General features: G+C 64.1%; 25 protein-coding genes and 1 tRNA gene. 15 read left to right on the top strand and 11 right to left on the bottom strand.

Translation table 11 applies throughout. The features are described from left to right. Positions 1 to 87 precede the first annotated feature (87 nt). On the bottom strand, positions 88 to 1,155 hold the full coding sequence (gene chvE, locus PU724_RS08220; RefSeq protein WP_127286060.1) for a multiple monosaccharide ABC transporter substrate-binding protein: 1,068 nt from the start codon (positions 1,153 to 1,155) through the stop codon (positions 88 to 90). 293 nt (positions 1,156 to 1,448) lie between these two features. Here chvE and PU724_RS08215 point away from each other — a divergent pair, with 293 nt between their 5' ends. The 3 genes from PU724_RS08215 (at position 1,449) to PU724_RS08205 (ending at position 3,813) form a co-directional block, all read left to right on the top strand. After that, positions 1,449 to 2,438: a LysR family transcriptional regulator gene (locus PU724_RS08215; protein ID WP_128272426.1), complete on the top strand. Its 990-nt coding sequence runs from the start codon at positions 1,449 to 1,451 to the stop codon at positions 2,436 to 2,438. Positions 2,439 to 2,591: 153 nt separating this feature from the next. After that, entirely contained in the window at positions 2,592 to 3,179 is a 588-nt protein-coding gene (locus tag PU724_RS08210; RefSeq protein WP_128272428.1) for a CatB-related O-acetyltransferase, read from the top strand. 133 nt (positions 3,180 to 3,312) lie between these two features. Then, positions 3,313 to 3,813, top strand: a complete 501-nt coding sequence (locus PU724_RS08205) for a hypothetical protein (RefSeq protein ID WP_320319793.1) — start codon at positions 3,313 to 3,315, stop codon at positions 3,811 to 3,813. 9 nt (positions 3,814 to 3,822) lie between these two features. Here PU724_RS08205 and PU724_RS08200 read toward each other — a convergent pair. Beyond that, positions 3,823 to 3,896 (bottom strand) — tRNA-Gly (locus tag PU724_RS08200). A gap of 110 nt (positions 3,897 to 4,006) precedes the next feature. Between PU724_RS08200 and PU724_RS08195 the strand changes: the two genes are divergently transcribed. The 3 genes from PU724_RS08195 to PU724_RS08185 all read left to right on the top strand — a co-directional run bounded on the left by PU724_RS08195 (position 4,007) and on the right by PU724_RS08185 (position 6,154). Continuing rightward, positions 4,007 to 5,020 carry an LpxL/LpxP family acyltransferase gene (locus tag PU724_RS08195; protein WP_354420178.1) on the top strand — a complete coding sequence of 338 codons (1,014 nt, stop codon included), beginning with the start codon at positions 4,007 to 4,009 and terminating at the stop codon, positions 5,018 to 5,020. 13 nt (positions 5,021 to 5,033) lie between these two features. After that, positions 5,034 to 5,786 carry a glycosyltransferase family 32 protein gene (locus PU724_RS08190; protein ID WP_135860478.1) on the top strand — a complete coding sequence of 251 codons (753 nt, stop codon included), beginning with the start codon at positions 5,034 to 5,036 and terminating at the stop codon, positions 5,784 to 5,786. Positions 5,787 to 5,890: 104 nt separating this feature from the next. Continuing rightward, positions 5,891 to 6,154 (top strand): DUF6460 domain-containing protein, encoded by a 264-nt coding sequence (locus PU724_RS08185; RefSeq protein WP_127286066.1) that lies wholly within the window; start codon positions 5,891 to 5,893, stop codon positions 6,152 to 6,154. Positions 6,155 to 6,216: 62 nt separating this feature from the next. Here PU724_RS08185 and PU724_RS08180 read toward each other — a convergent pair whose 3' ends face one another. Next, positions 6,217 to 7,119, bottom strand: coding sequence for a histone deacetylase family protein (locus PU724_RS08180; protein WP_320319795.1), 903 nt, complete (start codon positions 7,117 to 7,119; stop codon positions 6,217 to 6,219). A gap of 181 nt (positions 7,120 to 7,300) precedes the next feature. Here PU724_RS08180 and PU724_RS08175 point away from each other — a divergent pair, with 181 nt between their 5' ends. Next, positions 7,301 to 8,560: an MATE family efflux transporter gene (locus PU724_RS08175; protein WP_426213158.1), complete on the top strand. Its 1,260-nt coding sequence runs from the start codon at positions 7,301 to 7,303 to the stop codon at positions 8,558 to 8,560. Positions 8,561 to 8,579: 19 nt separating this feature from the next. Here the strand turns inward: PU724_RS08175 and PU724_RS08170 are convergent, their stop codons facing one another. Next, entirely contained in the window at positions 8,580 to 9,014 is a 435-nt protein-coding gene (locus PU724_RS08170; protein ID WP_354420177.1) for a MarR family winged helix-turn-helix transcriptional regulator, read from the bottom strand. A gap of 189 nt (positions 9,015 to 9,203) precedes the next feature. On the opposite strand from PU724_RS08170, the gene PU724_RS08165 reads away from it, so the two are divergent. After that, positions 9,204 to 9,602: a VOC family protein gene (locus tag PU724_RS08165; RefSeq protein WP_126056576.1), complete on the top strand. Its 399-nt coding sequence runs from the start codon at positions 9,204 to 9,206 to the stop codon at positions 9,600 to 9,602. Between the two features lie 66 nt (positions 9,603 to 9,668). Here the strand turns inward: PU724_RS08165 and PU724_RS08160 are convergent, their stop codons facing one another. Together PU724_RS08160 and PU724_RS08155 are read right to left on the bottom strand one after the other, a co-directional pair. Beyond that, complete coding sequence (locus PU724_RS08160) at positions 9,669 to 10,745, bottom strand: quinone-dependent dihydroorotate dehydrogenase (RefSeq protein ID WP_354420176.1); 1,077 nt, start codon at positions 10,743 to 10,745, stop codon at positions 9,669 to 9,671. Continuing rightward, positions 10,742 to 11,092 carry a DUF952 domain-containing protein gene (locus tag PU724_RS08155; protein ID WP_354420175.1) on the bottom strand — a complete coding sequence of 117 codons (351 nt, stop codon included), beginning with the start codon at positions 11,090 to 11,092 and terminating at the stop codon, positions 10,742 to 10,744. Before PU724_RS08155 ends, PU724_RS08160 begins: the two co-directional genes overlap by 4 nt. A 167-nt stretch (positions 11,093 to 11,259) precedes the next feature. Here PU724_RS08155 and PU724_RS08150 point away from each other — a divergent pair, with 167 nt between their 5' ends. Further along, the gene (locus PU724_RS08150; RefSeq protein WP_127282418.1) at positions 11,260 to 11,697 is read left to right on the top strand and encodes a hypothetical protein; all 438 of its coding nucleotides are present in this window, start codon (positions 11,260 to 11,262) and stop codon (positions 11,695 to 11,697) included. Positions 11,698 to 12,119: 422 nt separating this feature from the next. On the opposite strand, the gene PU724_RS08145 is transcribed toward PU724_RS08150, so the two are convergent. After that, entirely contained in the window at positions 12,120 to 12,350 is a 231-nt protein-coding gene (locus PU724_RS08145) for a hypothetical protein (RefSeq protein WP_127282419.1), read from the bottom strand. 2 nt (positions 12,351 to 12,352) lie between these two features. After that, positions 12,353 to 12,475: a hypothetical protein gene (locus PU724_RS08140; protein WP_281035916.1), complete on the bottom strand. Its 123-nt coding sequence runs from the start codon at positions 12,473 to 12,475 to the stop codon at positions 12,353 to 12,355. 89 nt (positions 12,476 to 12,564) lie between these two features. On the opposite strand from PU724_RS08140, the gene PU724_RS08135 reads away from it, so the two are divergent. Both PU724_RS08135 and PU724_RS08130 read left to right on the top strand, forming a co-directional pair. Then, a complete protein-coding gene (locus PU724_RS08135; RefSeq protein WP_354420513.1) occupies positions 12,565 to 14,238 on the top strand; it encodes a winged helix-turn-helix domain-containing tetratricopeptide repeat protein in 1,674 nt (557 codons plus the stop codon). Positions 14,239 to 14,454: 216 nt separating this feature from the next. After that, positions 14,455 to 15,114, top strand: coding sequence for a response regulator transcription factor (locus PU724_RS08130; protein ID WP_127282421.1), 660 nt, complete (start codon positions 14,455 to 14,457; stop codon positions 15,112 to 15,114). 52 nt (positions 15,115 to 15,166) lie between these two features. Here the strand turns inward: PU724_RS08130 and PU724_RS08125 are convergent, their stop codons facing one another. Further along, positions 15,167 to 15,823, bottom strand: coding sequence for an O-methyltransferase (locus PU724_RS08125; protein ID WP_354420174.1), 657 nt, complete (start codon positions 15,821 to 15,823; stop codon positions 15,167 to 15,169). Between the two features lie 93 nt (positions 15,824 to 15,916). Here PU724_RS08125 and PU724_RS08120 point away from each other — a divergent pair, with 93 nt between their 5' ends. After that, positions 15,917 to 16,549, top strand: a complete 633-nt coding sequence (locus PU724_RS08120) for a TetR/AcrR family transcriptional regulator (protein ID WP_127282443.1) — start codon at positions 15,917 to 15,919, stop codon at positions 16,547 to 16,549. A 33-nt stretch (positions 16,550 to 16,582) separates the two neighbouring features. Here the strand turns inward: PU724_RS08120 and PU724_RS08115 are convergent, their stop codons facing one another. After that, on the bottom strand, positions 16,583 to 20,068 hold the full coding sequence (locus PU724_RS08115; protein WP_354420173.1) for a PAS domain-containing hybrid sensor histidine kinase/response regulator: 3,486 nt from the start codon (positions 20,066 to 20,068) through the stop codon (positions 16,583 to 16,585). Between the two features lie 245 nt (positions 20,069 to 20,313). On the opposite strand from PU724_RS08115, the gene mscL reads away from it, so the two are divergent. After that, a complete protein-coding gene (gene mscL, locus PU724_RS08110; RefSeq protein ID WP_127310957.1) occupies positions 20,314 to 20,736 on the top strand; it encodes a large conductance mechanosensitive channel protein MscL in 423 nt (140 codons plus the stop codon). 107 nt (positions 20,737 to 20,843) lie between these two features. Further along, the gene (locus tag PU724_RS08105; protein ID WP_354420172.1) at positions 20,844 to 22,010 is read left to right on the top strand and encodes a pyridoxal phosphate-dependent aminotransferase; all 1,167 of its coding nucleotides are present in this window, start codon (positions 20,844 to 20,846) and stop codon (positions 22,008 to 22,010) included. Positions 22,011 to 22,294: 284 nt separating this feature from the next. Here the strand turns inward: PU724_RS08105 and hemA are convergent, their stop codons facing one another. Then, complete coding sequence (gene hemA / locus PU724_RS08100; protein WP_127282444.1) at positions 22,295 to 23,572, bottom strand: 5-aminolevulinate synthase; 1,278 nt, start codon at positions 23,570 to 23,572, stop codon at positions 22,295 to 22,297. A gap of 274 nt (positions 23,573 to 23,846) precedes the next feature. Here hemA and galE point away from each other — a divergent pair, with 274 nt between their 5' ends. Further along, a complete protein-coding gene (gene galE, locus PU724_RS08095) occupies positions 23,847 to 24,842 on the top strand; it encodes a UDP-glucose 4-epimerase GalE (protein WP_354420171.1) in 996 nt (331 codons plus the stop codon). The last annotated feature ends 332 nt before the right edge of the window (positions 24,843 to 25,174 follow it).

Below are 25,174 nucleotides of genomic sequence, written 5' to 3'. Positions count from 1 at the left end.
TACCAGGTCGGCAAAAACAATACCGGTCCCGCTGGTTAACGAAAAGGGGCCCTGCGTTGCGCAGGACCCCTGTCTTTGCAACCGAAATTACTTCAGTTCGTCGGCCTTGATGTAGCCGGAATCGACGACCTGCGCCTGGTAGTTCGACTTGTCGACGTCATGCGGCGTCAGCAGGATCGAGGGAACGACCTTGACGTCGTTGTTGTAGGTCTTTTCGTCGAGGCCGTCCGGCTTGCCGCCGGAGAGCACCTTGTCGACCAGCTGCACGGTGGCCTTGGCCAGTTCGCGGGTGTCCTTGAACACGGTCGAGTACTGCTCGCCCGAGATGATCAGCTTGACCGAGGCGGTCTCGGCATCCTGGCCGGTCACGATCGGCCAGGGCTGAGCGTCGGTGCCGTAGCCGACGGCGCGCAGCGAGGCGGTGATGCCGCGCGACAGGCCGTCATAGGGCGACAGAACGCCATCGACGCGGCTGCCGTCCGAGTAGTTGGCCGAAAGCAGGTTGTCCATGCGCGCCTGGGCGGTAGCGGCGAGCCAGCGCAGCGTGCCGACCTTGTCCATGCCGGTCTGGCCGGACTTGATCTTGATCGAGCCGTCGTCGATCAGCGGCTGCAGGACGGAGATGGCGCCGTTGTAGAAGAAGAAGGCGTTGTTGTCGTCCGGCGAGCCGCCGAACAGCTCGACGTTCCACGGCTTGGTGTTCGGGAAGCGCTCCTTGAGACCCTTGACCAGGGAATTCGCCTGGATCACGCCAACGCCGAAATTGTCGAAGGTGGTGTAGTAGTCGACGTTGGCGGTCTTCTTGATCAGGCGGTCATAGGCGACGACGACGACGCCGGCGTCGTTGGCCTTCTGCAGCGCGTCGGCCATGGTGGTGCCGTCGATCGAGGCGATGATCAGCGCCTTCGGGCCCTTGGTGATTTCGTTTTCCAGCTGGCTGAGCTGGTTCGGAATGTCGTCCTGCGCGTACTGCAGGTCGACGGTGTAGCCGAGAGCCTCGAGCTGCGACTTGACGGCATCGCCGTCATTGATCCAGCGCTGCGAGGTCTTGGTCGGCATCAGCACGCCGACAAGGCCTTCGCCGGCATGCGCCGGCAGCGTCATGGCCGCGATGCCAAGGGCCGCCACGGCGGCCAGTGTCTTGATGATTTTCACAGTAACTCTCCCTGGTTGATGGACGCGACACCTCGGGGCTTCGCGGGCCGCGCAGGCGAGCAGAAGCGCAAGCTGCGCTGCTGTCGTCTATCGATCTCCGGTATCCTCCCAATCGGCCCCGCGACGCTGATTTCGATCGACACGATCTCCCTCGTCATCGACCGTCATGCCACGGGACGCGCGAAGGGTGTGTCCCTTTGACATAACTGTCAAATGCGATCTTTGATGGTTGCTATACCGAAACTGGTATATAGCGAAAGTCGACGAAGGCGTCGCGGGAGCGGAGACAAAGCATGGCGGCACTGCGCAATCCTGATGGCGTATCAGGCACTTACGACGAACTTCCGGGCGACGGCGAAACGCTTCTGCGCAGCGGGCTCAGCCTGCGCCACATGCGCATGATCGCAGCGCTTGACGATCACGGCCGGGTAAGCGCCGCCGCCCAGGTGATGAACATCTCACAGCCGGCCGCCTCGCGCATGATTTCGGAGATGGAGGCGGTGCTCGACGTCAAGCTTTGCGAGCGGCTGCCGCGCGGCATCACGTTGACGCCTTACGGCAAGGCGCTGGCCAGGCGCGCGCGCTCGATCCTGCTCGAGATGCGCGAGGCCGACCGAGAGATCTCCGAGCTCAAGGCAGGCAAGGGCGGGTCGGTGTTCCTGGGCGCGGTGACGGCGCCGGCGATCGAGCTGGCGGTGCCGGCGATTCGCGAAATCCGCCGCCTCTATCCGCGCATCGAGATCACCATGCAGGTCGAGACCTCGAATGTGCTGGCACGCGAGTTGATCGCGTCGCGCCACGACTTCATCATCGCGCGCATTCCCGACGACCTCAATCCGCGCCTGTTCGAATCGCGCGTCATCGGCGTCGAGAAGGCCTGCCTGATCGTGCGTCGCGGCCACCCGCTGAGCAAGGGCAAGGCGGTGCGGCTCGAGGAGACCGCCGCTTACGACTGGGTCTTCCAGTCCGGCGGCTCGCCGCTGCGCCAGGCGATGGAAAGCAATTTCCTGAACCGCAACATCGCGCTCCCGGACCGCATCCTCAACACCAGCTCGCTGCTGCTCACTCTGGTCATGGTGGCGCAGTCCGACGCCATCGCGCCGGTGTCGATTCAGGTAGCGAAATTCATCCAGAATCCCGAAGGGCTGGCCGGCGCCATCGACGTCGTCCAGACCGAGTTCGACATCGAGGTCCGGCCCTACAGCCTGATCACGGCGAAGAACCGCGTGCTGTCGCCGGCAGCCAAGATGCTGCACGATTTCATCCTGCGCGAAGTGGGATGACGGCCGCTGGCGCAGTCGCTACGGCGCTGGGCTGACCCGCCCCGGCCGCCGACGGCGCCATCCTCCCTCGCGCATGTTCAAAACCCAAAATCCACCCTTTACAAGTCGCGGGCCCGGATTCCAACGTTGCGTCGGGGTGGGGGCTCTCCAGCGATGGCTTTCAAGAAACTGCGAATCCTGCTCGGCCTGAAGGCCGACCCAAACGCAATTCCGGCGCATGCCAGGATCGGCCGCCACTCCAAGAGCCTGGACGGGCATTCGTTCTTCAACTGCACCGAACAGTCGCCGGTCGAAATCGGCTCGTTCTGCGCGATCGCTCCCGGCGTCCGCTTCTTCTGCCAGGCAAACCACCCGACGGACACGGCGGCGAACTACGCGCTGCAGCACCAGCTATTCAAGACCAGGTCGACCTTCGAATATCTGCGCACGAACGGCCCGATCAAGCTCGGCCATGATGTCTGGATCGGCACCGACGCCATCGTCCTGTCCGGCGTCACCATCGGCGACGGCGCCGTGATTGCCGCCCGCAGCGTGGTGGCCAGGGACGTTCCGCCCTACGCCATCGTCGGCGGCAATCCGGCAAGAATCATCAAATACCGGTTCCCGGACCGGACGATCGCCGCCATGCAGAAAATCCGCTGGTGGGACTGGCCGACCGAAAGGCTGATGCGGGAGAAGGCGGCCTTCGACCTGCCGGCCGAACAATTCGTCGCGCGGTTCCTGGCGCCTCCCTCGCCGTAGAGCGCCCCTCTCGGGGAACCGTGCTCGCGCGAGTGTAACACACCGATCGGAAGATTGATGAGCGATGCCTAATGTTAACCATCCTGATCTAGCGTAGACGCCCGCGAGACAAACGCGAGAACGAGAACACAGGATGAAAACCGATCTCCCGCCCGTAAAGCCTGGATGGACGTTGAAGACCATGGCGGTTGGGCTCTTCGCCGCCATCCTGACGGCGTTGCCCGCGAAGGCCGAGACAGTCGGCGACAATCCCGGTGGCCAGATCATAAGCTTCGCGCTGCACGTTGCCGAATTGCGCGCCGCCGACGAGCAGGTGAGCTTTGAAGGGGCGTGCGACAGCGCCTGCACGCTTTATCTGTCGCTGCCCGTCGAGCAGCTTTGCGTGAGCCCGCGTGCCTCCTTCGGCTTCCATCTGCCTTACGGCGTCGGCGGCCGGCAGAACGCGGCCGCCGCCAACTATCTGATCTCGCAATATCCCGACTGGGTCCGGCAATGGATCGAGGAACATGGCGGCCTGTCGCACACCATAGTGCGGATGGAGGCCGACGAGGTGGCAAAGCACCTGCCCCTGTGCGGGGTGCTGGCAAACAGCCAGCGGCCCGCGGCGGCCTATGGCAAGTTCCATGCAAGCTGATTGATTTGCTGGAGCGGGTAGCGGGAATCGAACCCGCGCGTTCAGCTTGGGAAGCTGACAGGCTACCATTACATCATACCCGCGCGCGCCCTCGTTACCATGAGGGCCGGGCATCGGGCAATCGCCAAAGCCGCGCCCTGACGACAACAGCGCTTTTGACGCCGGCGCCGCGCGTGCTAGAAGCGCGTGCGCTTTGCGAATCGGCGGCTGTTCACCTGCCATCGCAAGCACGGCGCGAGGGTGGGGACCCGGCTTGGAATTCAGCATACGCAAGAGAAAACGGGCCTCCGGGGCCAGGAAGATATTTGCGCCGGAAGATTTCAAATTCCTGCTGCAGCTTCCTGCCTTCGCGATTGTTTCCTGTCTTGTTCCTGAGCGGGGATGGGCAGCCGTTTGCCGGTCCATGGAGCGGCTCGGGAGCGCATCGTTCGCCGCACAGGACAGCCGGGTCCTGCAGACCCTTCGTTCGTTCGGACTGGCCGGCGATGACGATCTGCGCCGCGTCCGCGCGACGCGCCACGAGCATCATATACAGATCATGCGCGAGCGGCTCGGTGGGTGGAACCCGGCCATTGCGCTGCAAGGCATCGAGCATCTCGAAGCCGCGCAAAATGCAGGCCATGGCGCGGTGCTGTGGATCGCGCATTTCAGCTTCAATGCGCTGGCGGCGAAGATCGCCTTCGCCAGGGCCGGGTTCGAGGTGTTTCACGTCAGCCGGCCAGAGCATGGCTTCACCAAGTCGCGTTTCGGCATCCGCTTCCTGAACCCGATCAGGATTGGCGCGGAGCTGAGATACGCCGCCGGCCGCGTCGTCATCGACCGCGCCGACCCAGCTGCCAGCATGAACGAGGCCCGTCGGTTGCTTCGCGCCAACAAGTTCGTTTCAATAACCGCCGGAGCCTGGGAGGGCGAAGTGCTGGTCACGGCGCGAATAGGCGAATCGGGCATCGAAGTGGCCAGCGGTGCGCCCCGGCTGGCCAAGATCGCCGGCGCTCCGCTGTTGCCGGTCTTTGTCGGGCGCGACGACAGCACCGGCCAACTGCACGTGGTCGTCGAGCGGCCGATCGATCTCGCCCGCCATCGGGACAAGGCCGATATGATCCAAGGCGCCGCGCAGGAGTTTGCAGATCGGCATCTGCCCTATTTGCAAAGCTGGCCGCACCAGTGGCGCGACTGGGAGAAACTGACGGCGTTCATCCCGCGCTGACGATCGAGAGCTCATGCCGCTATTCAGCATTCTCATAACCGACGATCGGAGCGCTGACCTTCCCGAACGGGTCAGCGAGAACATCCGCTCGTTCAAGGCCGCCCATCCGGGCGAGGAGCATGTCCTGTTCGGGGAAGCGGAATTGAGTGAGTTCATCGCGGCGCATTTCGACGCCGAGGTGCTGTCGGCTTTCCGCACCCTGCGTCCCTACACCTACAAGGCAGACCTCGCCAAATACTGCCTGCTCTACGAACGGGGCGGCGTCTACGCCGACCTTTCCTATGAATTCCTGCGCGGCGTTCCGCGCGACCAGGGCCGCCTGTCGGTGTTTCGCGACTTCCTGAGCTCGACGCCATGGGACACCAGCCTCGGCGTGGTCGCCGCCCCCATGCGCCACAGGGCCATGGCCAAGGCCATCGAGCTGGTCTGCGCCAACGTCAAACGCGAATATTACGGCCCGACCGCCCTGTGCCCGACCGGCCCGACGCTGTTCGGCAAGGCCATCGCCATGACCTGCGATCCGGAGGACCTCGTCGTCGGAGAAGCGGTCAAGTTGACGCTGCCGCCAGGCGAACCGGGGCAGAAGCCGAGCCATTGCCTTCGGCACGGCAAGGAACTGGTGGCGATCAAACGCAAGCGGGGTGGCGGCCCGGTGTCGGAGCTCGGCATCGGCGGCGGCAACCGCTACAACCGGCTCTGGCGCTACCGGGAAGTCTATCGCGAACGGCCGCCATGGGCCCGCATCTTGCGCTGGCGGTTTTGGTGAGCGTGGCCGTTGCCGGCATCCGGCCGGCTTGATGCCGGGCGGGCAAGTGCGTATTTCTGTGATCGACCTCCCGAATCGGGGCGGCCGAAACGTGGAGACGGAACTTGTCCGCACTGACGCGCTTTCTCGGTGACTCACCGCTCCGGGTGCTGATCAAGCTGCTTGTGGTCTCGTTCCTCGTCGGCCTTGTGATGCACGCCTTCGGCTGGTCGCCGATGGACGTCTACTACGGCATCCGCCAGTTCTTCCTCGACCTGTGGAATCTCGGCTTCCATGCCATCGACCGTTTCCTCGGCTACATCCTCTTGGGCGCGGCGATCGTCGTGCCGGTCTTCATCCTGCTGAGGATCGCCAGCTACAGGAAGTGAAGCATGATCCCGAAAAGTGGAAACCGGTTTTCGGAATAGATCATGCTCAAGCAACAACGCCTTCAGGCGAAGCCTGACGCCACCTCGAACAGGATGGCGTGGCGCGCGGCAAGCGCCGGCACGTCCGTCGAATAGCCGCCGCCGATGACACCGCAGACCGGCATGCCGAGCCGGCGAAAATGGCGGATCACCATCGTATCCCGGGCGCGCAGGCCGTCATCGCTGAGCGACAGCCGGCCCAGCCTGTCCTCGGCGTGGACGTCGACGCCGGCATTGTAGAAGACGATGTCCCAGCGCGCCCTGGCCGACAGGTCCGGCAGGATGCCGCCGAGCCTGTCGAGATAGGCCGCGTCGCCGGTGCCGTCGGGCAGCGCGACGTCGAGATCGGAAGCGATCTTGCGCACCGGATAGTTGCGCTCGCCATGCATGGAAAAGGTGAACGCGCGAGGTTCATCCTTCAGGATATCGGCCGTGCCGTCGCCCTGATGCACGTCGAGATCGACGATCAGGATGTTTCTCGCGGCACCCTCGGCGAGCAGCACCATCGAGGCGACGGCGACATCGTTGAAGGTGCAGAAGCCGGCGCCCTGCGCGCGCCGCGCATGGTGGCTGCCGCCGGCGGCGTTGCAGGCGATGCCGTGCCTCAGCGCCAGCCGCGCCGCCAGCACCGTGCCGCCGGCGGCAAGCTGTGCCCTGAGCGAAACCCGCGGACCGACCGGAAAGCCGATCTCGCGCTCGATCCTTTCCGGCACCTGGCAGGCCAGGACCTGGTCGACATAGTCGGCCGCGTGCGCCAGCTTCAGCCACGATGCCGGCGCCGGCTCGGGCATGGCGAGCGTGTCGCGGCTCGCCAGTCCGCGCGCCTCCAGCGCCTGCATCAGCAGCGGGTACTTGCTCATCGGGAAGCGGTGGTTGACGGCGAAACCGGCGTCATAGCCGGGGTGGTGGACGATCTGCAGCGGCATGCCAGCTTCGGGATTCGGTTGGCCGACGCCGGATCGTGATTGCGCGGCACCGGCAAACTGGGGCACATCGGTCGTCCGATCAAGCCGCCCTGAGGACCAGGTCCTGGATCAGCTATCGACATCGGCCGGCGGCCGGTCTTTCGCCGTAACCAACCGCTCGGTGCTTGCCATCGCCGTGCCGATGACGCTCGCCTATCTGACGACGCCGCTGCTCGGCATCGTCGATACGGCGGTGGTCGGCCAGTTCGGCGACGCCGCCCTGCTCGGCGGCCTGGCGGCGGGCGCGCTTGCCTTCGATGTCGTCTTCACCACCTTCAATTTCCTGCGCTCCGGCACCACCGGCCTCGTCGCCCAGGCGTTCGGGCGCGGCGACGCACTGGAAGAGCAGGCGGTGCTCTGGCGCGCCGTGCTGATCGCCATCGTCGCCGGCATCGTGCTCGCCGCGCTTGCGCCCCTGATCGCCATAGGCGGGCAAAAGTTCATGGGCGCCGAGCCGCGCGTCAGCGAAGCGATGGCTGTTTATGTCCATATCAGGCTGCTCGCCGCGCCCTTCTCGCTGATCAACTACGCCATCCTCGGCTACGTGCTCGGGCGCGGCGAGGGCGGGCTTGGCCTGATGCTGCAGGCGGTGTTGAACGGCATCAACATCGCGCTTTGCTTCCTGCTCGGCCTGAAGCTCGGCTGGGGCGTCGCCGGCGTTGCCTGGGCGACCGTCACCGGCGAGTTCCTTGCCATGCTGCTCGGCCTCGCCATCGTCCTGCGTCGTTTCCGGAGGTTGGAGCGCCCCTCGCGCCAGCGCATCCTCGACCTGCCGGCCTACCGGCGCATGCTGTCGCTCAACCGCGACATCATGATCCGCTCCTTCTCGCTGCTCGCCGCCTTCGCGCTGTTCACCCGCCAGGGCGCGCAGTTCGGCACGGTGACGCTGGCTGCCAACGCGGTGCTGATGAACTTCTTCCTCATCGCCGGCTATTTCCTCGACGGCTTCGCCACCGCCGCCGAGCAACTCGCCGGCCGCGCCATCGGCGCGGGCGCCGAAACGCCCTTCCGGCAAGCAGTGCGGCTGACCCTGTTTTGGGGTTTCGGCCTGTCGGGCGTCGCCACCGTCGCGCTGCTGGTGGCCGGTGTCGATCTGGTCGGCCTGATCACGACATCGCCCGAGGTCCGCTTGGTTGCCGACACCTATCTGCCGTGGGCGGCGTTCACCGCGCTCAGCGGCGTGCTGGCGTTCCAGATGGATGGCGTCTTCATCGGCGCTACCTGGTCGCGCGACATGCGCAACATGATGCTCTTGTCGTTCCTCGCCTTCAGCGCCGCGCTGCTCACCCTGGCGCCGACCTTCGGCAACAATGGCCTGTGGGCGGCGCTGCATGTCTTCCTGCTGGTGCGCGGCGTGAGCCTGCTTATGGTTCTGCGGGTGCGGGCGCGGACTGCGTTTTAGGTAGTGCCGCCGCTCGGGATCAGGATCCGTTGACGCCGGGAGAGGTGACTGGTGGCGAGGACAACGTACCTAGAGGCCAGTGAGCAATTTCTTGAGCAGGGCGTTGAGAGTCTCCTGCTCCGACGGCGTCAGCACGGAGATCAATTGCTCTTCTAGCGGCCACCATTGGACCAATCAAATCGTCTATCGCACGCTTGCCACCAGTCGTTAGGGCAATTTGCTTGCCGCGCCGGTCCTTGGGATCGGGGCGTCGTTCAACCAGCCCGGCGCACTCCAGTCGATCCAGGCGGTTGGTCATGCCGCCCGACGAGATCATCGCCGATTCGTAAAGCTGCGTTGGCGAAGGCCTATAGGGTTCGCCGGAGCGCCTGAGCGGCGTCAGCACATCAAACTCACCTACATTCAGGCCTGATTCCGAAAGCAGCGGGTTCAGGTGATCGCGCGCGGCGGGCATCGAGCAGACGACCTACCATTTCAGGCAACACCGGAAGGTCGGGGCGCTCGCGAGCCCATTGCTTAGCCGCGGCCTCGGCACGACCCATTCGAATATTCTCTCAACAAAATGTATCTTGACATCGAGATACATTGTATCTACTAACTTTACATCAAGACAATAGCGCAGGGCGCGGCGATGGAGAAAGCGATGTCCAGAATGATTTTCGTGAACCTGCCTGTGCGCGACCTGGCGGCGTCGACGGCGTTCTACGTGGCTCTAGGTGGCACCGTAAACCCGCAGTTTTCGGGCGAGAAATCTACCTCGCTCATGTTCTCGGACGCGATCGGGGTGATGCTGCTGAGCCATGACCACTATCGCGAATTCACCAAGCGCCCTATCGGCGACGCGCGGCGTGACAGTCAGGCAATGATCGCCCTCACGGTCGACGACCGCGCCGCCGTCGATGCAACGCTGACCAGCGCGGTTGCGGCGGGCGGTCGCGCCGATCCCAACCCGGCACAGGATCTTGGCTTCATGTATAACCGCCACATTGAAGACCCAGATGGCTATGTTTGGGAGATCGTATGGATGAATCCGGCAGCCTGAACGCGGAAGGGCAACGCGATGAGAGATGACATAAAGGTGTGGGCGCACGGGTAGCGCCATGGCCTTCTAATAAGCCTTGACGGCCCAATGATCCAGGCGGCTGTCGCGCAACTCGCGCAGCGAACTCAGTCCTTCGCGCTCCACAAACCGCGCCATGCCGGCAACGATGCGCCCCGGCAGTGAAGGCCCGGCATAGATCATGCCGGTGTAGAGTTGCACGAGGTCGGCGCCGGCGCGGATCTTTTCCAGCGCCGTCTCGGCGGAATCGACGCCGCCGACGCCGATGATGGCGATCTCCGGACCGAGCAGTCTGCGCATCCTGGCCAGCACCGCGGTCGAGCGCTCGAACAGCGGCTTGCCTGAGAGTCCACCGGTCTCGCCGACGACCGCCGAGCTGCGCAGCCCCGCCCGCGCCAGCGTCGTGTTGGAGACGATGACGCCGTCGATCTGCTTGTCGGCCACCTCGGCGGCGATGTCTTCCAGTTCCGCCTCGACAAGATCGGGCGCGATCTTGAGGAGGACCGGCGGCTTTGCCGAAGCCGACGCCCGCGCCGCCATGACGCGCGCCAGCAGCTCGCCGAGCTGCGCACGCGCCTGCATGTTGCGCAGGCCCGGCGTGTTGGGTGAGGAGATGTTGACCGTGAGATAGCTTGCGTAAGGCGCGAAGCGCGTGACGCCGCGTTCGTAGTCGCCGATGCGGTCGGCGCTGTCCTTGTTGGCGCCGATGTTGACGCCGACGATGCCTGCACGGCCCTTGCGGGCGGCAAGGCGTCTCTCGGCGGCATCGTGACCTTCATTGTTGAAGCCCAGCCGGTTGATCACCGCCTCGTCCGCCGTCAGCCGGAAGATGCGCGGCTTCGGGTTCCCGGCCTGCGGCAGCGGCGTGACGGTGCCGACCTCGGCGAAGCCGAAGCCGAGGCCGAGCAGCGCGTCCGGCACTTCGGCATTCTTGTCGTAGCCGGCCGCCATGCCCAGCGGGTTCGGGAAATCCAGGCCGCCGATGCTCACCTTGAGCCGCTCGTCGCGCGGCGGACGGGAAGCGACCGGCAGGCCGCATCTGAGCGCCGCGATCGACAGGCCATGCGCCGTTTCCGGGTCGAATGAGAAAAGCAGCTTCTGGCCGATCCGGTCGAGCACGCTCATTCGTCCTCCAGCGCCGGAAACTGATGCGAGCCATCCGCGCCAAGCGGCAGCGGCTTGACCCAAAGAACGGCATCGATCTCGAGCGGCGCATAGAGATGCGGGAACAGCGCGCCGCCGCGCGACACCTCGTATTTCAGCGCTTCGCCGAGGCGCTCGCCATCGATGGCGACAAGCAGCAGGCCGGTCTGGCCGGCAAAATGCTTCGCCGCCGTCTCCCGCACCTGATCGGCGGTCGAGAAATGGATGAAGCCGTCGGCGATGTCGATTGGCGCGCCGGTGAAGCGGCCGCTGCTCTCGGCCTCGCGCCAGAGCGCTTCGGGCGCGATCTTGTAGATAAACTGAGACATGGCTGCGCTATAGTCCGAACGAACCGCGCGGGAAAGGGTGCAGGCAAGGTCCGGAAAGATGTTGCACGGCTTTTCCGGCGGGAGCCTGCGTCGAGGCAAGGAACCACTCTTCCCCACTTCCGGCCAAACCTATGGTAGAGTGCGCCTACTGGCTCATGGAGGACAACATGCGTCCGCAGCATATACTGATCCCCGCGGCACTTTTCTCGCTGGTCGCCGCGTCGGCCTTTTCCGAGGAAACCGACCGCTACCGGCTGGAAAAGTCGGCCAACGGTTATGTCCGCATGGACACCCAGACCGGCGCCATGTCGATCTGCGAGGAGCGCTCCGGCCAGCTCGTCTGCAAGACGGCGGCCGACGAGCGCGCCGCCTACCAGGACGAGATCGACAAGTTGCAGGCGTCGGTCAAGGCATTGGACGAGCGTGTCGCCAAGCTTGAGAACTCGCTTTCCGCCCGGCTCGAATCGCAACTGCCGAGCGAAGAGGATTTCAACAAGACGATGGGCTACATGGAGCAGTTCTTCCGGACGTTTAAGGACATCGTCAAGGACATGGACAAGGAGAGCGGCGACGACGGCGCCAGGCTCAACCAGCAAAAGACCTGAACTCCAAAGCGCTTCGCCTGAATCCGTTTCAGCGACGCGCCTTGTGTCCGCAAAAGGATGATTTGCAGACCTTCGACTGAATGGCCCCTACGCGTGGCGCCTCTCAAGGCTGGCGTCATCAGCCCGAGGGCGCACGGGTGAGAATGGCGGCATGCAGGTCGGTTCGACCTGAAATCTGGATCCGGCGCTAGGGTTGGGCATCTCAGGATGGTTCGCGTGTGTCGCGACGAACGATTTTGACGAAGAGCTACTTCACGATACGTTCCTGCATCAACAATAGCGCTTGGTCGTGTCCATACCGGGGTCGCGGCCGGTCGGGTGCAGAGATAGAACTCGTCGCTCGTAGTCCGCATGACGCCGGGGTCGCCTTCATAGACATACTCCTTGAGGCTGGCGATGTATTAGCCGCCGGGCTTGGGACGTCACTTAGCATCGTACACAGAAGCGATGGCCATATATTTCCTCTCACAAATGTAAGCGGTTGAAAGATATTTAAGACCAACAGGAGGAGTGGAAAATTCATATTGACGTTTCAGGTATTTGCACTCGTCCTCTGAAACTAACACCTTGGGCGGGAAACCATTTTCATGATTGCCGACTACTACAGTGCCGTCAAAATTTAACAGAAGGGTAATTAAAAGAAACCGTTCCATCGCTATCTCCTAATCTCCCTGACATGGTCAGGGCTGCAGAATTTCGCGATGCGGGAATCCGCTTTTGCAGCCGTTTGCGCTGCCAAAAGAAGAGCGAGCGCGATGATGAGCTTGGTGCGATCCATGTCGCTCTCCGTCCCATCCGGTGCTGCTGGGATCGCTTGGAAGCGACGGTCGAATGGGCTAGGGTTAGGAAGCGCGCCAGGTGGGTGAAATGTCCCGAAAGGCCCCTGAAATTGACCCGAAACCTGCCGAAACGATCACGTTTGGCGGTTTTGTTTTCCTGACCAGAAACAGCGAACTCCGAACGGTCGAAGGCAAAGCGGTCGATCTCCGCAGCCAGTCCGCCGAGGTGCTCTCCGTGCTCGCGGCGCGACCGGGCGAGATCGTGTCCAAGGATGCGCTGATGCAGGCGATTTGGCCCGATACCTTCGTGACCGACGACAGCCTTATCCAATGCATTGCCGATATCCGCCGCGCATTGACGGACGACGCGCATGCGATCGTGGAAACCCTCCCCAGGAGAGGCTACCGGCTGAATGCCCATCCGTCGGATGCAACCGACCTAGACGCCGCGGCCGTCAAGGAGCGAGCCAAGACACGTCTTTCGCGACGCGGGGTCATCCTTGCTGCGATCGTTCTCGTCGCGGCGGCGATCGGCGCATACTACGGCGCGGAAGCATGGCGAGCCGCTCCGGTTCGATCGAGCGACATGCCGAGAATTGCGATCCTTCCCTTCGACGACTTCAGTGCCGGAGCGGACAAGGGATATCTCAGCGATGCCGTCGCCGAGGGGATCATCACCGAACTTGCGCGGAGCAAGACCTATGCCGTCATCGCCCGGAACTCGAGTTTCAGGTACCGAGGGAAGCCCACCGACACCAGGCAGATTGGCGATGAACTCGGCGTCGACTACCTGCTGGAAGGGAGCCAGCAGAAGATCGGAGACCGGCTGAAAGTGGCCGCCCAGTTGTTGGATGCGCATGACGGATCGCTTGTCTGGGCCAACACCTACAACGGGGAGATTGGCGATCTTTTCGTCGTCCAGGAGAAGATCATCCGCACGCTTGCGGATCGGGTCGGACGGAGGATCGAGCGCCCCCTGCCACAGAGCGGTGCCGCCAAGGTCAGCGCGCTGCACTATCACCTGATGGGGATTGCCAAGATCCGAGAGGATTTCTCGGCCGCGAGGAACGAACTGTATCGGCAACTGAACCTCAAGGCGATCGAAGAGGATCCGAACTCGCAGTTCGGCTATATCGGGCTGGCCTGGTCCTATCGCAACGATGCGATGTTCGGCTGGAACGAACAGGACCGTGACGAGGCGTTGAAGCGCGCGGCCGAATACGCCGACAAGGCCATCCTGCTCGCCCCTGATGACGCTGAAGCGCATAATATCCGAGCCAGCATCCATACCGAAGCCGGCGAGGTCGAGCAGGCCCTTGCCCGGTACGATCAGGCAATCGCCCTGAACCCCAGCAATTCGGATATCCTGGTCCGCAGCACGGATCTGCTGCTCTATGTTGGCCATACAGACGAAGCGATCGATCGGATCAAGCAGGCCATGGGCATCGATCCCTTCTACCCGGACGATTTCAACTGGCAGATGGGCTGGGCGCTCTGGGAAAAGAACGATTGCGGGGCCGCGCTGGCGGCGATGCGGAAAATGTCCAGAATCCCGAGCGGCGCACACCGAATGCTTGCGGGCATCCACGCTTGTCTGGGAAACAAGCGAGAGGCAAAGGAAGCGCTTGCGGTTTTCCTCCAGAACACTCCCGACGAATCCATCAGTAAGGAGCGCAGGGAGTGGGAGAAGATATGGACCGCCCCCGGAAGCCTCGACCGCTGGATCGGACAGATGCGACTCGCGGGCTTGCCGGAGGAGTGATGGCTGACCGTACGCGGCCTGGCCGGGCGGCCGAGCAATGTCCAGGAAAACTCGGATCGCGACCTTGGCTGCGCCAACGCAAATGAGTTTCCGTCAAAACTGAACCGCCGTGGGAAAAACCCGCGCGCGGCCTTTGCCGCTTGAAAACGGCCAATATCGCCGCATAATCGGCCAGATCCCGTAAAAACAGACAAGCATGGGATTGGGGAGGACTATTTGCCGTCGGGTTACACCTTCGTCATCGCCGACGATCATCCGCTTTTTCGCGGCGCGCTGAAAGCGGCGCTTGTCGGCGTCGGTGACGTCGCCGCTATCCACGAGGCCGGCGATTTCGAAAGCGCCAAGGCGCTGGTCGTGGCCAATGAAGACATCGATCTGGTGCTGCTCGACCTGTCGATGCCGGGCGCCAGCGGCCTGTCCGGCCTAATCTCGCTGCGCGGCGTTCATCCGGCCGTGCCGCTGATCGTGGTCTCGGCGCATGACGATCCGGTGACGATCCGCCGCGCACTCGACCTCGGCGCCTCCGGCTTCATCTCCAAATCGGCCAGCATGGAGGAAATCCGCGGTGCCGTGCAGGCGGTGCTGGCCGGCGATATCGCCGCGCCCGTCGGCATCGATCTCGGCGTCGAGCGCGATCCCGAGATTTCTGACCTGATCAAGCGCCTGCAGGCGTTGACGCCGCAGCAGACGCGTGTGCTCGGCATGCTGGCCGAAGGCCTGCTCAACAAGCAGATCGCCTATGAGCTCGGCGTCTCCGAGGCGACGATCAAGGCGCATGTCTCGGCCATCCTGCAGAAGCTCGGCGTCGACAGCCGCACCCAGGCGGTGATCCAGCTTTCCCGGATCGGCGGCGACCCGCTGCAGCCCGCGAGCTGATTGGCGGGCGCCTGCCGTCGAAGCAGCATCAGCTGCTTGTAGCGAGGCTTGTTCAACTGAGCCGCACGGACAGCTCGACATCGTCGCCGAAGGGGGTGGAGATGTAGCCCGATGCCGGCGAGCGCACGCGCTCCAGATATTCGGGAGAGAGGTCGGCATTGTCGGCGATGACCAGCGCGCCCGGTTTGAACCGACTCTCGACCAGGCTCAAGATTTCCGGATAGAGCGCCTTGGCGCCATCCAGCAATAGAAGGTCTATCGCGTCGGGCAGGTCGGCGCTCAGCGTCTGCAACGCATCGCCCTCGCGGATTTCCACCAGGTCGATGAGGCCGCCCTCGGTCAGATTGGCCTTGGCGCGGACCACCTTGGACGGCTCGAACTCGGTCGTGATCAGGCGGCCGCCGCCATTGTCCCTGAGCGCCGCGGCAAGATAGAGCGTCGAGATGCCGAACGAGGTGCCGAACTCGATGATGACGCGCGCGCCGCTGCTGCGTGCCAGCATGTAAAGCAGCGTGCCGGTTTCCGGCGAAACAGCGAGCCACAAATCCCTCAGCCGCCCGTAGAGATCGACATACTCGGTCTTGCTGCGCAGCAGGCGTTCCCGCTCGTCGTGCGAGATGCCGGCCATTGCCGGGCTGGTTGCGGTCTCGGCTTCCTTGAACAGGCGGGCAAGCAGGGGTGCAAGCGGGGCGTTTGTGAGCGTGATCATCGAAGTCTCCAATCGAAAATGGCTGTGTTCTTGTGTTGTGCTGAAAATACGAATAATCCTTCAGGTTTCCAATTCGCATTACCCGGCCGCGCCATGACCGAACGCTCAAGCCATTCTATTTCCTCGCGAAAGCAGCCCAAGCAGGCTCGCGCGACGGAGCTTGTTTCGGCGATCCTGGAGGCTGCTGTTCAGGTTCTGGCGAGTGAGGGCGCCCAGCGCTTCACCACCACGCGCGTGGCAGAAAGGGCCGGCGTGAGCGTCGGCTCGCTTTACCAATATTTCCCCAACAAGGCCGCGCTGCTGTTCAGGCTGCAGAGCGATGAATGGCGGCAGACGGGCGGTTTGCTGCGCACCATATTGGAGGACGACAAGCGGCCGCCGCTGGAGCGGATGCGCACGCTGGTCCATGCCTTTATCCGCTCGGAGTGCGAGGAAGCTGCCGTGCGCGTGGCACTCAATGACGCCGCCCCACTCTACCGCGACGCGCCCGAGGCGCACGAGGCAAGGGCCTCGGGTGAGCGCACCGTCCAGGCCTTCCTGCGCGAAGTTCTGCCCGGAACCCCGCAAGCAACCCAGGACCTGGCCGGCGATCTGATCACGATGACGTTGAGCGCGGCGGGAAAGGATTTTTCGGCAAGCCCGCGCACCGACGCGGAGATCGAAGCCTACGCCGATGCCATGGCCGACATGTTCTGCGCCTACATCGCAAGCCTTGGATACCGCTGAGACAGGCTCGGCCTGTGTTGTAAGCAGGCGCGGCTATTCCGCCGCCGAAGCCAGCGGCCTGATCCGCGCCATCATCGAGCGCAGCACGGCCGGCTTCAGCGGCTTGTTGATCACCGGCACGTCGAGCCGGCCTGCCGATGCGCGCACTTCGCTCGATCGGTCGGCCGTGACCAGCACGGCCGGCAAGTCCTGGCCGTGAAGCGCTCGCAGCGTCGCGATCACGTCGAGCCCGGTGCCGCCGTCGAGGTGGTAATCGGCCAGCACGATATCGGGCTTGCGGCCAACGGATGCCGCCAAATTCTCTGAGCCAGCGGCCGTCTCGACGCTGCATCCCCAACCCTCGAGCAAGAGCCGCATGCCGTCGAGGATGCGGGCATCGTTGTCGATGCACAGCACCTTGAGGCCGGCAAGCGAGGAGGCCGCGCGCGCCGGCGCCTTCTCGATCTCGCGCCGGGGCGCCGCGACCGCGGCCACCGGCAGGATGACGGAGAAGCGCGTGCCCTTGCCGGGATTGGAGAAGATGCGGATCTCCAGCCTCAGCACCCTGGCGATACGGTCGACGATCGAAAGGCCAAGGCCAAGCCCCTCGGCCTCGCGCGCGCCTTCGTCCAGCCGGGTGAATTCGTGGAACACCGTGTTCAGCTTGTCGCCGGCAATGCCGATGCCGGTATCGATCACCTGGATCTCGGCCAGCGACCCCCGCCGCCTGACGCCGACCAGGATGCGGCCATGGCGGGTGTATTTGATCGCGTTCGATACCAGGTTCTGGATCAGGCGGCGCAACAGGTTGCGGTCCGTCACCACGGTGAGCGACGACGGCATGATGGTGAGTTCGAGCTTCTTTTCGGCGGCCATCGGCCGGAAGTCGGTGCCGATCTGGCGCAGCAGCCCGTCGAGGCTGAAGGCGGTGTCGTCGGGCTTCATGGCGCCTGCGTCGAGGCGGGAAATGTCGAGCACGGCGCCCAAAATTGTCTCGACCGACTCCAGCGAGGATTCGATGTTGACCGCTGCCTTGCCGGCGGGACCCTTGCCTGCCTTCTCGATCAGCGACGAGCAGTAGAGCCGGGCGGCGTTGAGCGGCTGCAGGATGTCGTGGCCGGCGGCGGCTAGGAAGCGTGTCTTGCCGAGATTGGCCTCCTCGGCCAGCATCTGCGCCTGCGCCAGTTCCTCGTTGACGCGGGTCAGTTCGATGGTGCGGGTCTTCACCCGCTGCTCCAGCGATTCATTGGCCCGCTTCAGCGCCAGGTCCTGTTCGACGCGGCCGGAAATGTCGGCATAGGTAGCGACGATGCCGCCGTCCGGCATCGGGTTGGAGCGCAGTTCCAGAATGCGGCCGCTGGTCTTCAGCTCCATCTGCCAGGGGCCGGCAAAACTGGTCAGGCGGTTGAGCATCGCCACGCGCTGGTCGGCCGCGATATCGCCGCGCTCGGCGAGGTGGCGCAGGATCCGGTCGAGCGAGACGCCGACCTGGCCCATTTCGTCGGGCAGGCCGAACAGCGCCCGGTACTGGCGGTTCCAGCAGATGAGACGGAAATCCCGGTCGAAGACGGTGATACCTTGCTCCATCTGGTCGAGCGCGATCTGCAGCAGGTCGCGATTGTGCTGCAGCGCCTCGGTGGCGTCGTCGAGCAGGCGGAAGGCGTCCTTGGAATCGCGGTCGTTGCGACGAAACAGCAGCGACAGGATCAGCCGCGCCGAGGACGAGCCGACGGCGCTCGCCAAAAGCTGTTCCGAGAAACGGATGACATCCATGCTGGCCTGCTCGTTGCCATGCAGCGTCACACTGTTGCTCTTCTCGAACGACTGGAAGGAACGCTCGGTGCGCTCGACGCCGAGATAGCGGGAGATCGTGTCCTTGAGGTCGTTGACGGTCACGGCAGTGCGGAAGCGGCGCAGGCTCGGCATCGGGCCGGCCTCACGCGGCACGAAGATCGCCGCCTGGATGCGCTCCAGCGGCACCGACGCGCGGGAGAGCGAGCCGAGCACGAAGAACAGCGCGTTGATCGACAGGCTCCACAGCACGCCATGGTTCAGCGGCTCGGCGACGGTACCGAACAGCGCCTGCGGCCGAAGCGCTTCGAAACCGAACAGGCCGTGGACGATGATGTCGGCGTCGGAACCCACCAGCGAAGGCAGGAGCAGCGTGTAAGCCCACACCAGAATGCCGGCAACCATGCCGAGCGCGGCCCCTCTGCCGTTGGCGCCGCGCCAGATCAGCCCGCCGATCAAAGCCGGCGCGAACTGCGCGATGGCCGCGAACGACATCAGGCCGATCGAGGACAGCCGCGCGCTGTTGGTGCTTTCGCGATAATAGAGGAAGGCGATGAACAGCATGATGAAGATCGCGCCGCGCCGCACATTGAGGATGAGCGTGGACCAGTCCTCGTTTTCCGAGGTCGAGGTCCTGAGCAGGCGGCGCACGAAGAGCGGAATGACGAGGTCGTTGGAGATCATGATCGACAGCGCCACGCTCTCGACGATGACCATCGCGGTCGCCGCCGACAGGCCGCCGATGAAGGCGGCCATGGCCAGCAGATCATGGCCGCTGAACAGGGGCAGCGACAAGACGTAGAGGTCGCTGCTGGTCCTGTCGCCGACCAGCGCCAGGCCGGCGAAGGCGATCGGCAGCACGAACAGGTTGATCGCCACCAGGTAAAGCGGGAACACCCACGTCGCGGTGCGCAGTTCCGCCTCGCTGCGGTTCTCGACGATGGTGACGTAGAACTGGCGCGGCAGCATCAGGATGGCAAAGCCGCTGAGGCAGGTCAGCACCAGCCAGGTGGCCAGCGAGGTGCCATAGCCCATCGCCTGACGCGCCTGCGCATTGTCGGCGAGCTTGTCGAACATGTCGCCGGGACCGCCGAAGATCAGGAACGTCACCATCAGGCCTATGGCGAGGAAGGCGGCGAGCTTGACCACGGTTTCCACCGCAACCGCCAGCACCAGCCCGTCCTGGTGCTCCGTGGCGTCGGCATGGCGGGTGCCGAACAGCACCGCGAACAGCGCCAGCAGCATCGCCACCACCAGCGAGATGTCGCTCACAAAAGGATCGAAAGAGGGCGGCGAGCCGGTGTAATGCTCGACCATCAGGCTGACCGAGCCGGAGATCGCCTTCAATTGCAGCGCGATGTAGGGCACGGCGCCGATGGTCGCGATCAGCGTGGCGATCGCCGCGACGGTAAAGCTCTTGCCGTAGCGGGCGCCGAGAAAGTCGGCGACGGAGGTGATCTTCTCGGTCTTTGCCAACCTGACTATGCGGTTGAGCAGCGGAAAGCCGAACACGAACACCAGCACCGGGCCGGTGTAGATGCCGAGGAATTCCAGGCCGCGCTCGGAGGACAGGCCGACCGAGCCGAAGAAGGTCCAGGAGGTGCAGTAGATGGCAAGGCTGAGCGCATAGATGAAGGGTCGCGCCCGGCCGAGCCCGGCCGCCGCAGCGCGCCGGTCGCCGATGCTCGCTATGGCAAAGAGCAGCGTCACATAGGCGATCGCGATGATGACGATGAACCAGCCCTGCACGGTTCGAACCTCCTGCCTGGCCGGTCTCGCGTCGGCCCATGCCAGACGCAATCACAGCTTCGAGGTCGAGTCCATCGCGGCTTTCGGCGCATAGCGGCGGATTGCAATGGCCGCGGGCGGCCAGCAGAAAGCGGTGCCCTGGCCCTTTTTCCCGTTTTGCAACCGGGGGTTTTTGTTATGCTAAGCGAGGGCCGGCGCCGAGTGGGAGCTGGGGACGGCAGCGTGGCCACGGCAAGGAGGGTCGAATGCTGAAAGAATTCCAGGAATTCATTTCCAAGGGCAATGTCATGGACTTGGCCGTCGGTGTCATCATCGGCGCCGCCTTCGGCAAGATCGTCACTTCGCTGGTCGACGACGTCATCATGCCGATCGTCGGTGCGATCTTCGGCGGGCTGGACTTCAACAACTACTTCTTCGGACTGTCCTCGAACGTCCATTCGCCCGCGCTGGCCGACGCCAAGAAGGAGGGCGCCGTTTTTGCGTATGGCAGCTTCATCACCGCGGTACTGAACTTCCTCATCCTTGCCTTCATCATCTTCCTGATGGTCAAGGCAGTGAACGGCATGCGCAAGCGGCTCGAGCGCGAGAAGCCTGCAGCACCTGCGGCGCCGCCGCCCGCCGATGTCGCGCTGCTTACCGAAATTCGCGATCTTCTCGCCAGGAAATAGCGCGCAGCGGATTTCTGGACCAAAACCCCGGCCGTTCGCGGCCGGGGTTTTCTGTTTGCGGCCGTCGTAAAACACGCTAGCTGTCGGCAAACCAAGCGGATTTTTGCATGACCCTGATCCAGACCTTGCGCGCCGAAGCGCGCGCTGCGCCCGAAAGCGGCATCGTCGCCGTGATCAACCATGGCCGGCTGCGCGACGGCATGATCCCGCTTTGGGCCGGCGAGGGCGACCTGCCGACGCCTTCCTTCATCAGCGATGCCGCCGCCCGTGGGCTCGCCGCCGGCGAGACCTTCTACACCTGGCAGAAGGGCATTCCGGAGCTCAGGCAGGCGCTTGCCCGCTACTATGGCCGGCATTTCGCCAGGAGCTTCGCCGATGAGGAATTCATCGTAACCGCGTCGGGCATGCACGCCATCCAGCTGGCGATCGACGCGCTCGCCGGCCAGGGCGACGAGGTGATCTATCTGTCGCCGGCCTGGCCGAATTTCGCCGCCGCGGCCGGTGTGGCGGGCGCCGTTCCGGTCGCGGTCACGCTCGATCCGTCCGGCAATGGCTGGTCCTGCGACGTCGACAAGATCGCCGCGGCGATCACGCCGCGCACCAAGGCGCTGTTCGTCAACACGCCGTCCAACCCGACCGGCTGGACCGCCGACAGGGAAACGCTGCAGGCGATCCTCGACCTTGCCCGCCAAAGTGGCGTCTGGATCATCGCCGACGAGATCTACTCGCATTTCCACTATGGAAGCGGCCGCGCCCCGTCCTTCCTCGACATCGCGACGGCAGAAGACCGCATCCTGTTCGTCAACAGCTTCTCCAAGAACTGGGCGATGACAGGCTGGCGCGTCGGCTGGATCAAGACCCATCCCGCCTTGCAGCAGGTGTTCGAGAACCTGATCCAGTATTCGACCTCGGGTGTCGCCCAGTTCATGCAGCGCGGCGCCGTCGCCGCCCTCGACGAGGGGGATGCCTTCATCGTCGAACAGGTCGAGCGTGCGCACGCGGCGCGCGACCTGGTCTGCGGCATTCTGGGCGCGACCGGCAAGGCGCGCTTCACCGTGCCGCAGGGCGCCTTCTACCTGTTCTTCACCGTCGACGGCATCACCGATTCCCGAACTGCCGCCTTCGACATCGTCGACCATGCCAATGTCGGCCTGGCGCCCGGCACCGCCTTCGGCCCAGGCGGCGAAGCCTTCCTCAGGCTATGCTTCCACCGCCGCCTCGACCAACTCGAGGAAGCGGCGCATCGCCTGGCGAAGTGGATGACGACGATTTGAGCAAGGCTGGATTGTGGGTCAGGCAAGTTCTTGCCGGCTTACTTTCAAAGGGCGGTGCCGCCCGTCATGCCGGCACCTTCTCCCCGTGCAGGACGGGGAGAAGGGAGGGCCGCAACCTCGCCGCTCTTTTCTGCGACGCGCCAAGTGGCGAAACCATCAACGCCAGCGCTTTTCTCCCCGTTCTTCACGGGGAGAAATGTCCGGCAGGACAATGAGGGGCAGCGCCAGCGTTCTATGATTGGCAGGACCAGTTACCCATCACCGCCCACAAACCACCAGCAAGGTCACCCGCCCGACTTCGGCACCAGCAGGGGAATGATCCGGTCGGTCTTGGCGACGGCCGGCCGTCCTGTCGAGGCGTAGGGGATGCCGAGCGCGTCCCAGGTCTCGACCAATGCGTCCTGCAGTTCGGCGATCAGCGCGTCCGAATGGAACGGCGTCGGCGTAATGCGCAGCCGCTCGGTGCCGCGCGGCACCGTCGGGTAGTTGATCGGCTGGATATAGATGCCGTGCACGCCGAGCAGGCGGTCGCTGGCCATCTTGCAGAGCTCGGGATCGCCGACCAGCACGGGCACGATGTGGGTGGGCGATTCCATCACCGGCAGGCCGGCGGCGGCAAGCACTTCCTTGGTCCGCGACGCCTGGCGCTGCTGCGCCTCGCGCTCGGCCTGCGAGCGCTTGAGATGCCGGATCGAGGTGGTGGCGGCGGCGGCGACAGCCGGCGGCAGCGCCGTGGTGAAGATGAAGCCCGGCGCGTAGGAGCGCACGGCGTCGATCACAGCGCTGGTGCCGGTGATATAGCCGCCGAGCGTGCCGAAGGCCTTGGCCAGGGTGCCCTCGATGATGTCGATGCGGTCGGCCAGCCCCTCGCGCTCGGTGATGCCGCCGCCGCGCGCACCGTACATGCCGACGGCATGGACCTCGTCGATATAGGTCATGGCGTTGTAGCGCTCGGCGAGGTCGACGATCTGCTTGATCGGGGCGATGTCGCCATCCATCGAATAGACGCTCTCGAACACGATCAGCTTGGCGCGCTCGCGCCCCGCCGCCTGAAGCAGGCTTTCGAGATGCGCGATGTCATTGTGGCGGAAGATCTTCTTTTCGGCGCCCGAACGGCGCACGCCCTCGATCATCGAGGCGTGGTTGAGCTCATCCGAGATGATCAGGCAGTTGGGCAGCAGCCGCGCGATGGTCGAGATCGAGGCCTCGTTGGAGACGAAACCGGAGGTGAAGACCAGCGCTGCTTCCTTGTCGTGCAGGTCCGCCAGCTCAAGTTCGAGCTCGACCAGCGGGTTGCTGGTGCCGGAGATGTTGCGGGTGCCGCCGGCGCCCGAGCCCATCTTGCCGGCCGCCTTCTGGAAGGCGGCGATGACGTCCGGATGCTGGCCCATGCCGAGATAGTCGTTGGAGCACCAGACGGTGATCTCCTGGGCGCGGCCGTTGGAACGCCAAATGGCGCGCGGGAACTTGCCGACGATGCGTTCGAGGTCGGCGAAGACGCGGTAGCGCCGCTCCGCGTGGAGCTGGTCGATCGCTTCCTCGAAGAACCGCTGGTAGTTCATGTCGCCTTCCCAATTTTGCGCCGGATCATAGTCATTGCCCCATTCGGCGTCCACCGGCCGCTTCCGGTCAAAATGCCACGCCCCGAGCCTGTTTCTAACGACCACGGATCGTGGCCTATTCCCTTGATGTGGATCAACTTTGTTTCAGTACGATGCCTTGGGCTCCGGCGACTGTTACGCATTTGACACTGGAGTTTTATTCGCCTTGCGGCGCGCTTTCCAGTAAGGCGGCCTTGAGACAGTTTCCAATAAATCTTGATCAGCGAGGATACGGATGGCGGTTTTGGTGACGGGCGGTGCCGGTTATATCGGCAGCCATATGGTCTGGGAGCTCCTGGACGCGGGCGAGAGCGTCGTCGTTCTCGACCGGCTTTCGACCGGTTTCGAATGGGCGGTGGCGCCGGAGGCCAAGCTCGTCGTTGGCGATGTCGGCGATCGTGAACTGGTCGGCCAGATCATCAGGGACAACAAGGTCGACGCCATTATCCATTTCGCCGGCTCGATCGTGGTGCCCCAATCGGTCGCCGACCCCCTCGGCTACTATGAGAACAACACTTCCAAGACGCGCACGCTGATCGAGACCGCGGTGCGCGAGGGCGTGCCGCATTTCATCTTCTCCTCCACCGCCGCCGTCTATGGCGGCGCCGGGCTGGAGCCGGTGCGCGAGGATGCGCGGCTGGCGCCGGTTTCGCCCTATGGCCTGTCCAAGCTGATGAGCGAATGGATGTTGCGCGACGCGGCGAAGGCGCATGATATCCGCTACACGGCGCTGCGCTATTTCAACGTCGCCGGCGCCGACCCCAAGGGCCGTACCGGGCAGTCGACGCCAGGCGCCACGCATCTGATCAAGGTCGCCTGCGAGACCGCGCTCGGCAAGCGCCCCTTCATGCAGGTGTTCGGCACCGATTATCCGACGCCGGACGGCACCTGCATCCGCGATTACATCCATGTCAGCGACCTGGCGGCGGCACACCGGCTGGCGCTGCAGCGGCTGCGCGCCGGCGGAGAGAGCCTTGTCGCCAATTGCGGCTACAGCCACGGTTACTCGGTGCTGGAAGTCATCGACAGCGTGCGCCGCGCCTTCGGCCGTGATTTCGAGGTCAAGATGGGCGATCGCCGTCCGGGCGACGCCGCCGCCATTGTCGCCAATTCCGAGCTTGCCCGCGCCGAGCTTGGTTGGACGCCGCAGCGCGACGATCTCGATCGGATCGTTGCCGACGCGCTGGCCTGGGAGCGGATTTTGACGGGGAAGAATTCGGCGAGGGGATAGGGGTGCTTTTGCCAGGGCCGAATTACATTTCGGTCCGCCAGCGCTGCCCCTCACCTGCCTGCCGGCATCCTTGTAACTTGTCCCTTGCCGACTCTGCTATTGCAGCAGGTGCGGTGGCGGACGAGAGACCGGAGCATCTTTGGGCCTTGAAGCCCGTGGGAGAGCGAGGGTCATCGTCCGCCGTTCCATCGACCCCGAACAGTCGCCTGGGCCGCAAGCGAAGCCCGATTAGGCAAGGATGGGATAGGATGGAAATCGTTGTTGGCATCGACGTTTCGAAGGATCGGCTGGATGTGCATGTTTTGCCGTCCGGTGAAGCGTTTTCGGTTGGT

It is taken from the genome of Mesorhizobium abyssinicae (assembly GCF_049887195.1).
Lineage (GTDB): Bacteria > Pseudomonadota > Alphaproteobacteria > Rhizobiales > Rhizobiaceae > Mesorhizobium > Mesorhizobium abyssinicae.
Note: the sequence above shows the minus strand (reverse complement) of the source record. Positions and strands in the feature narration are given on the sequence as shown.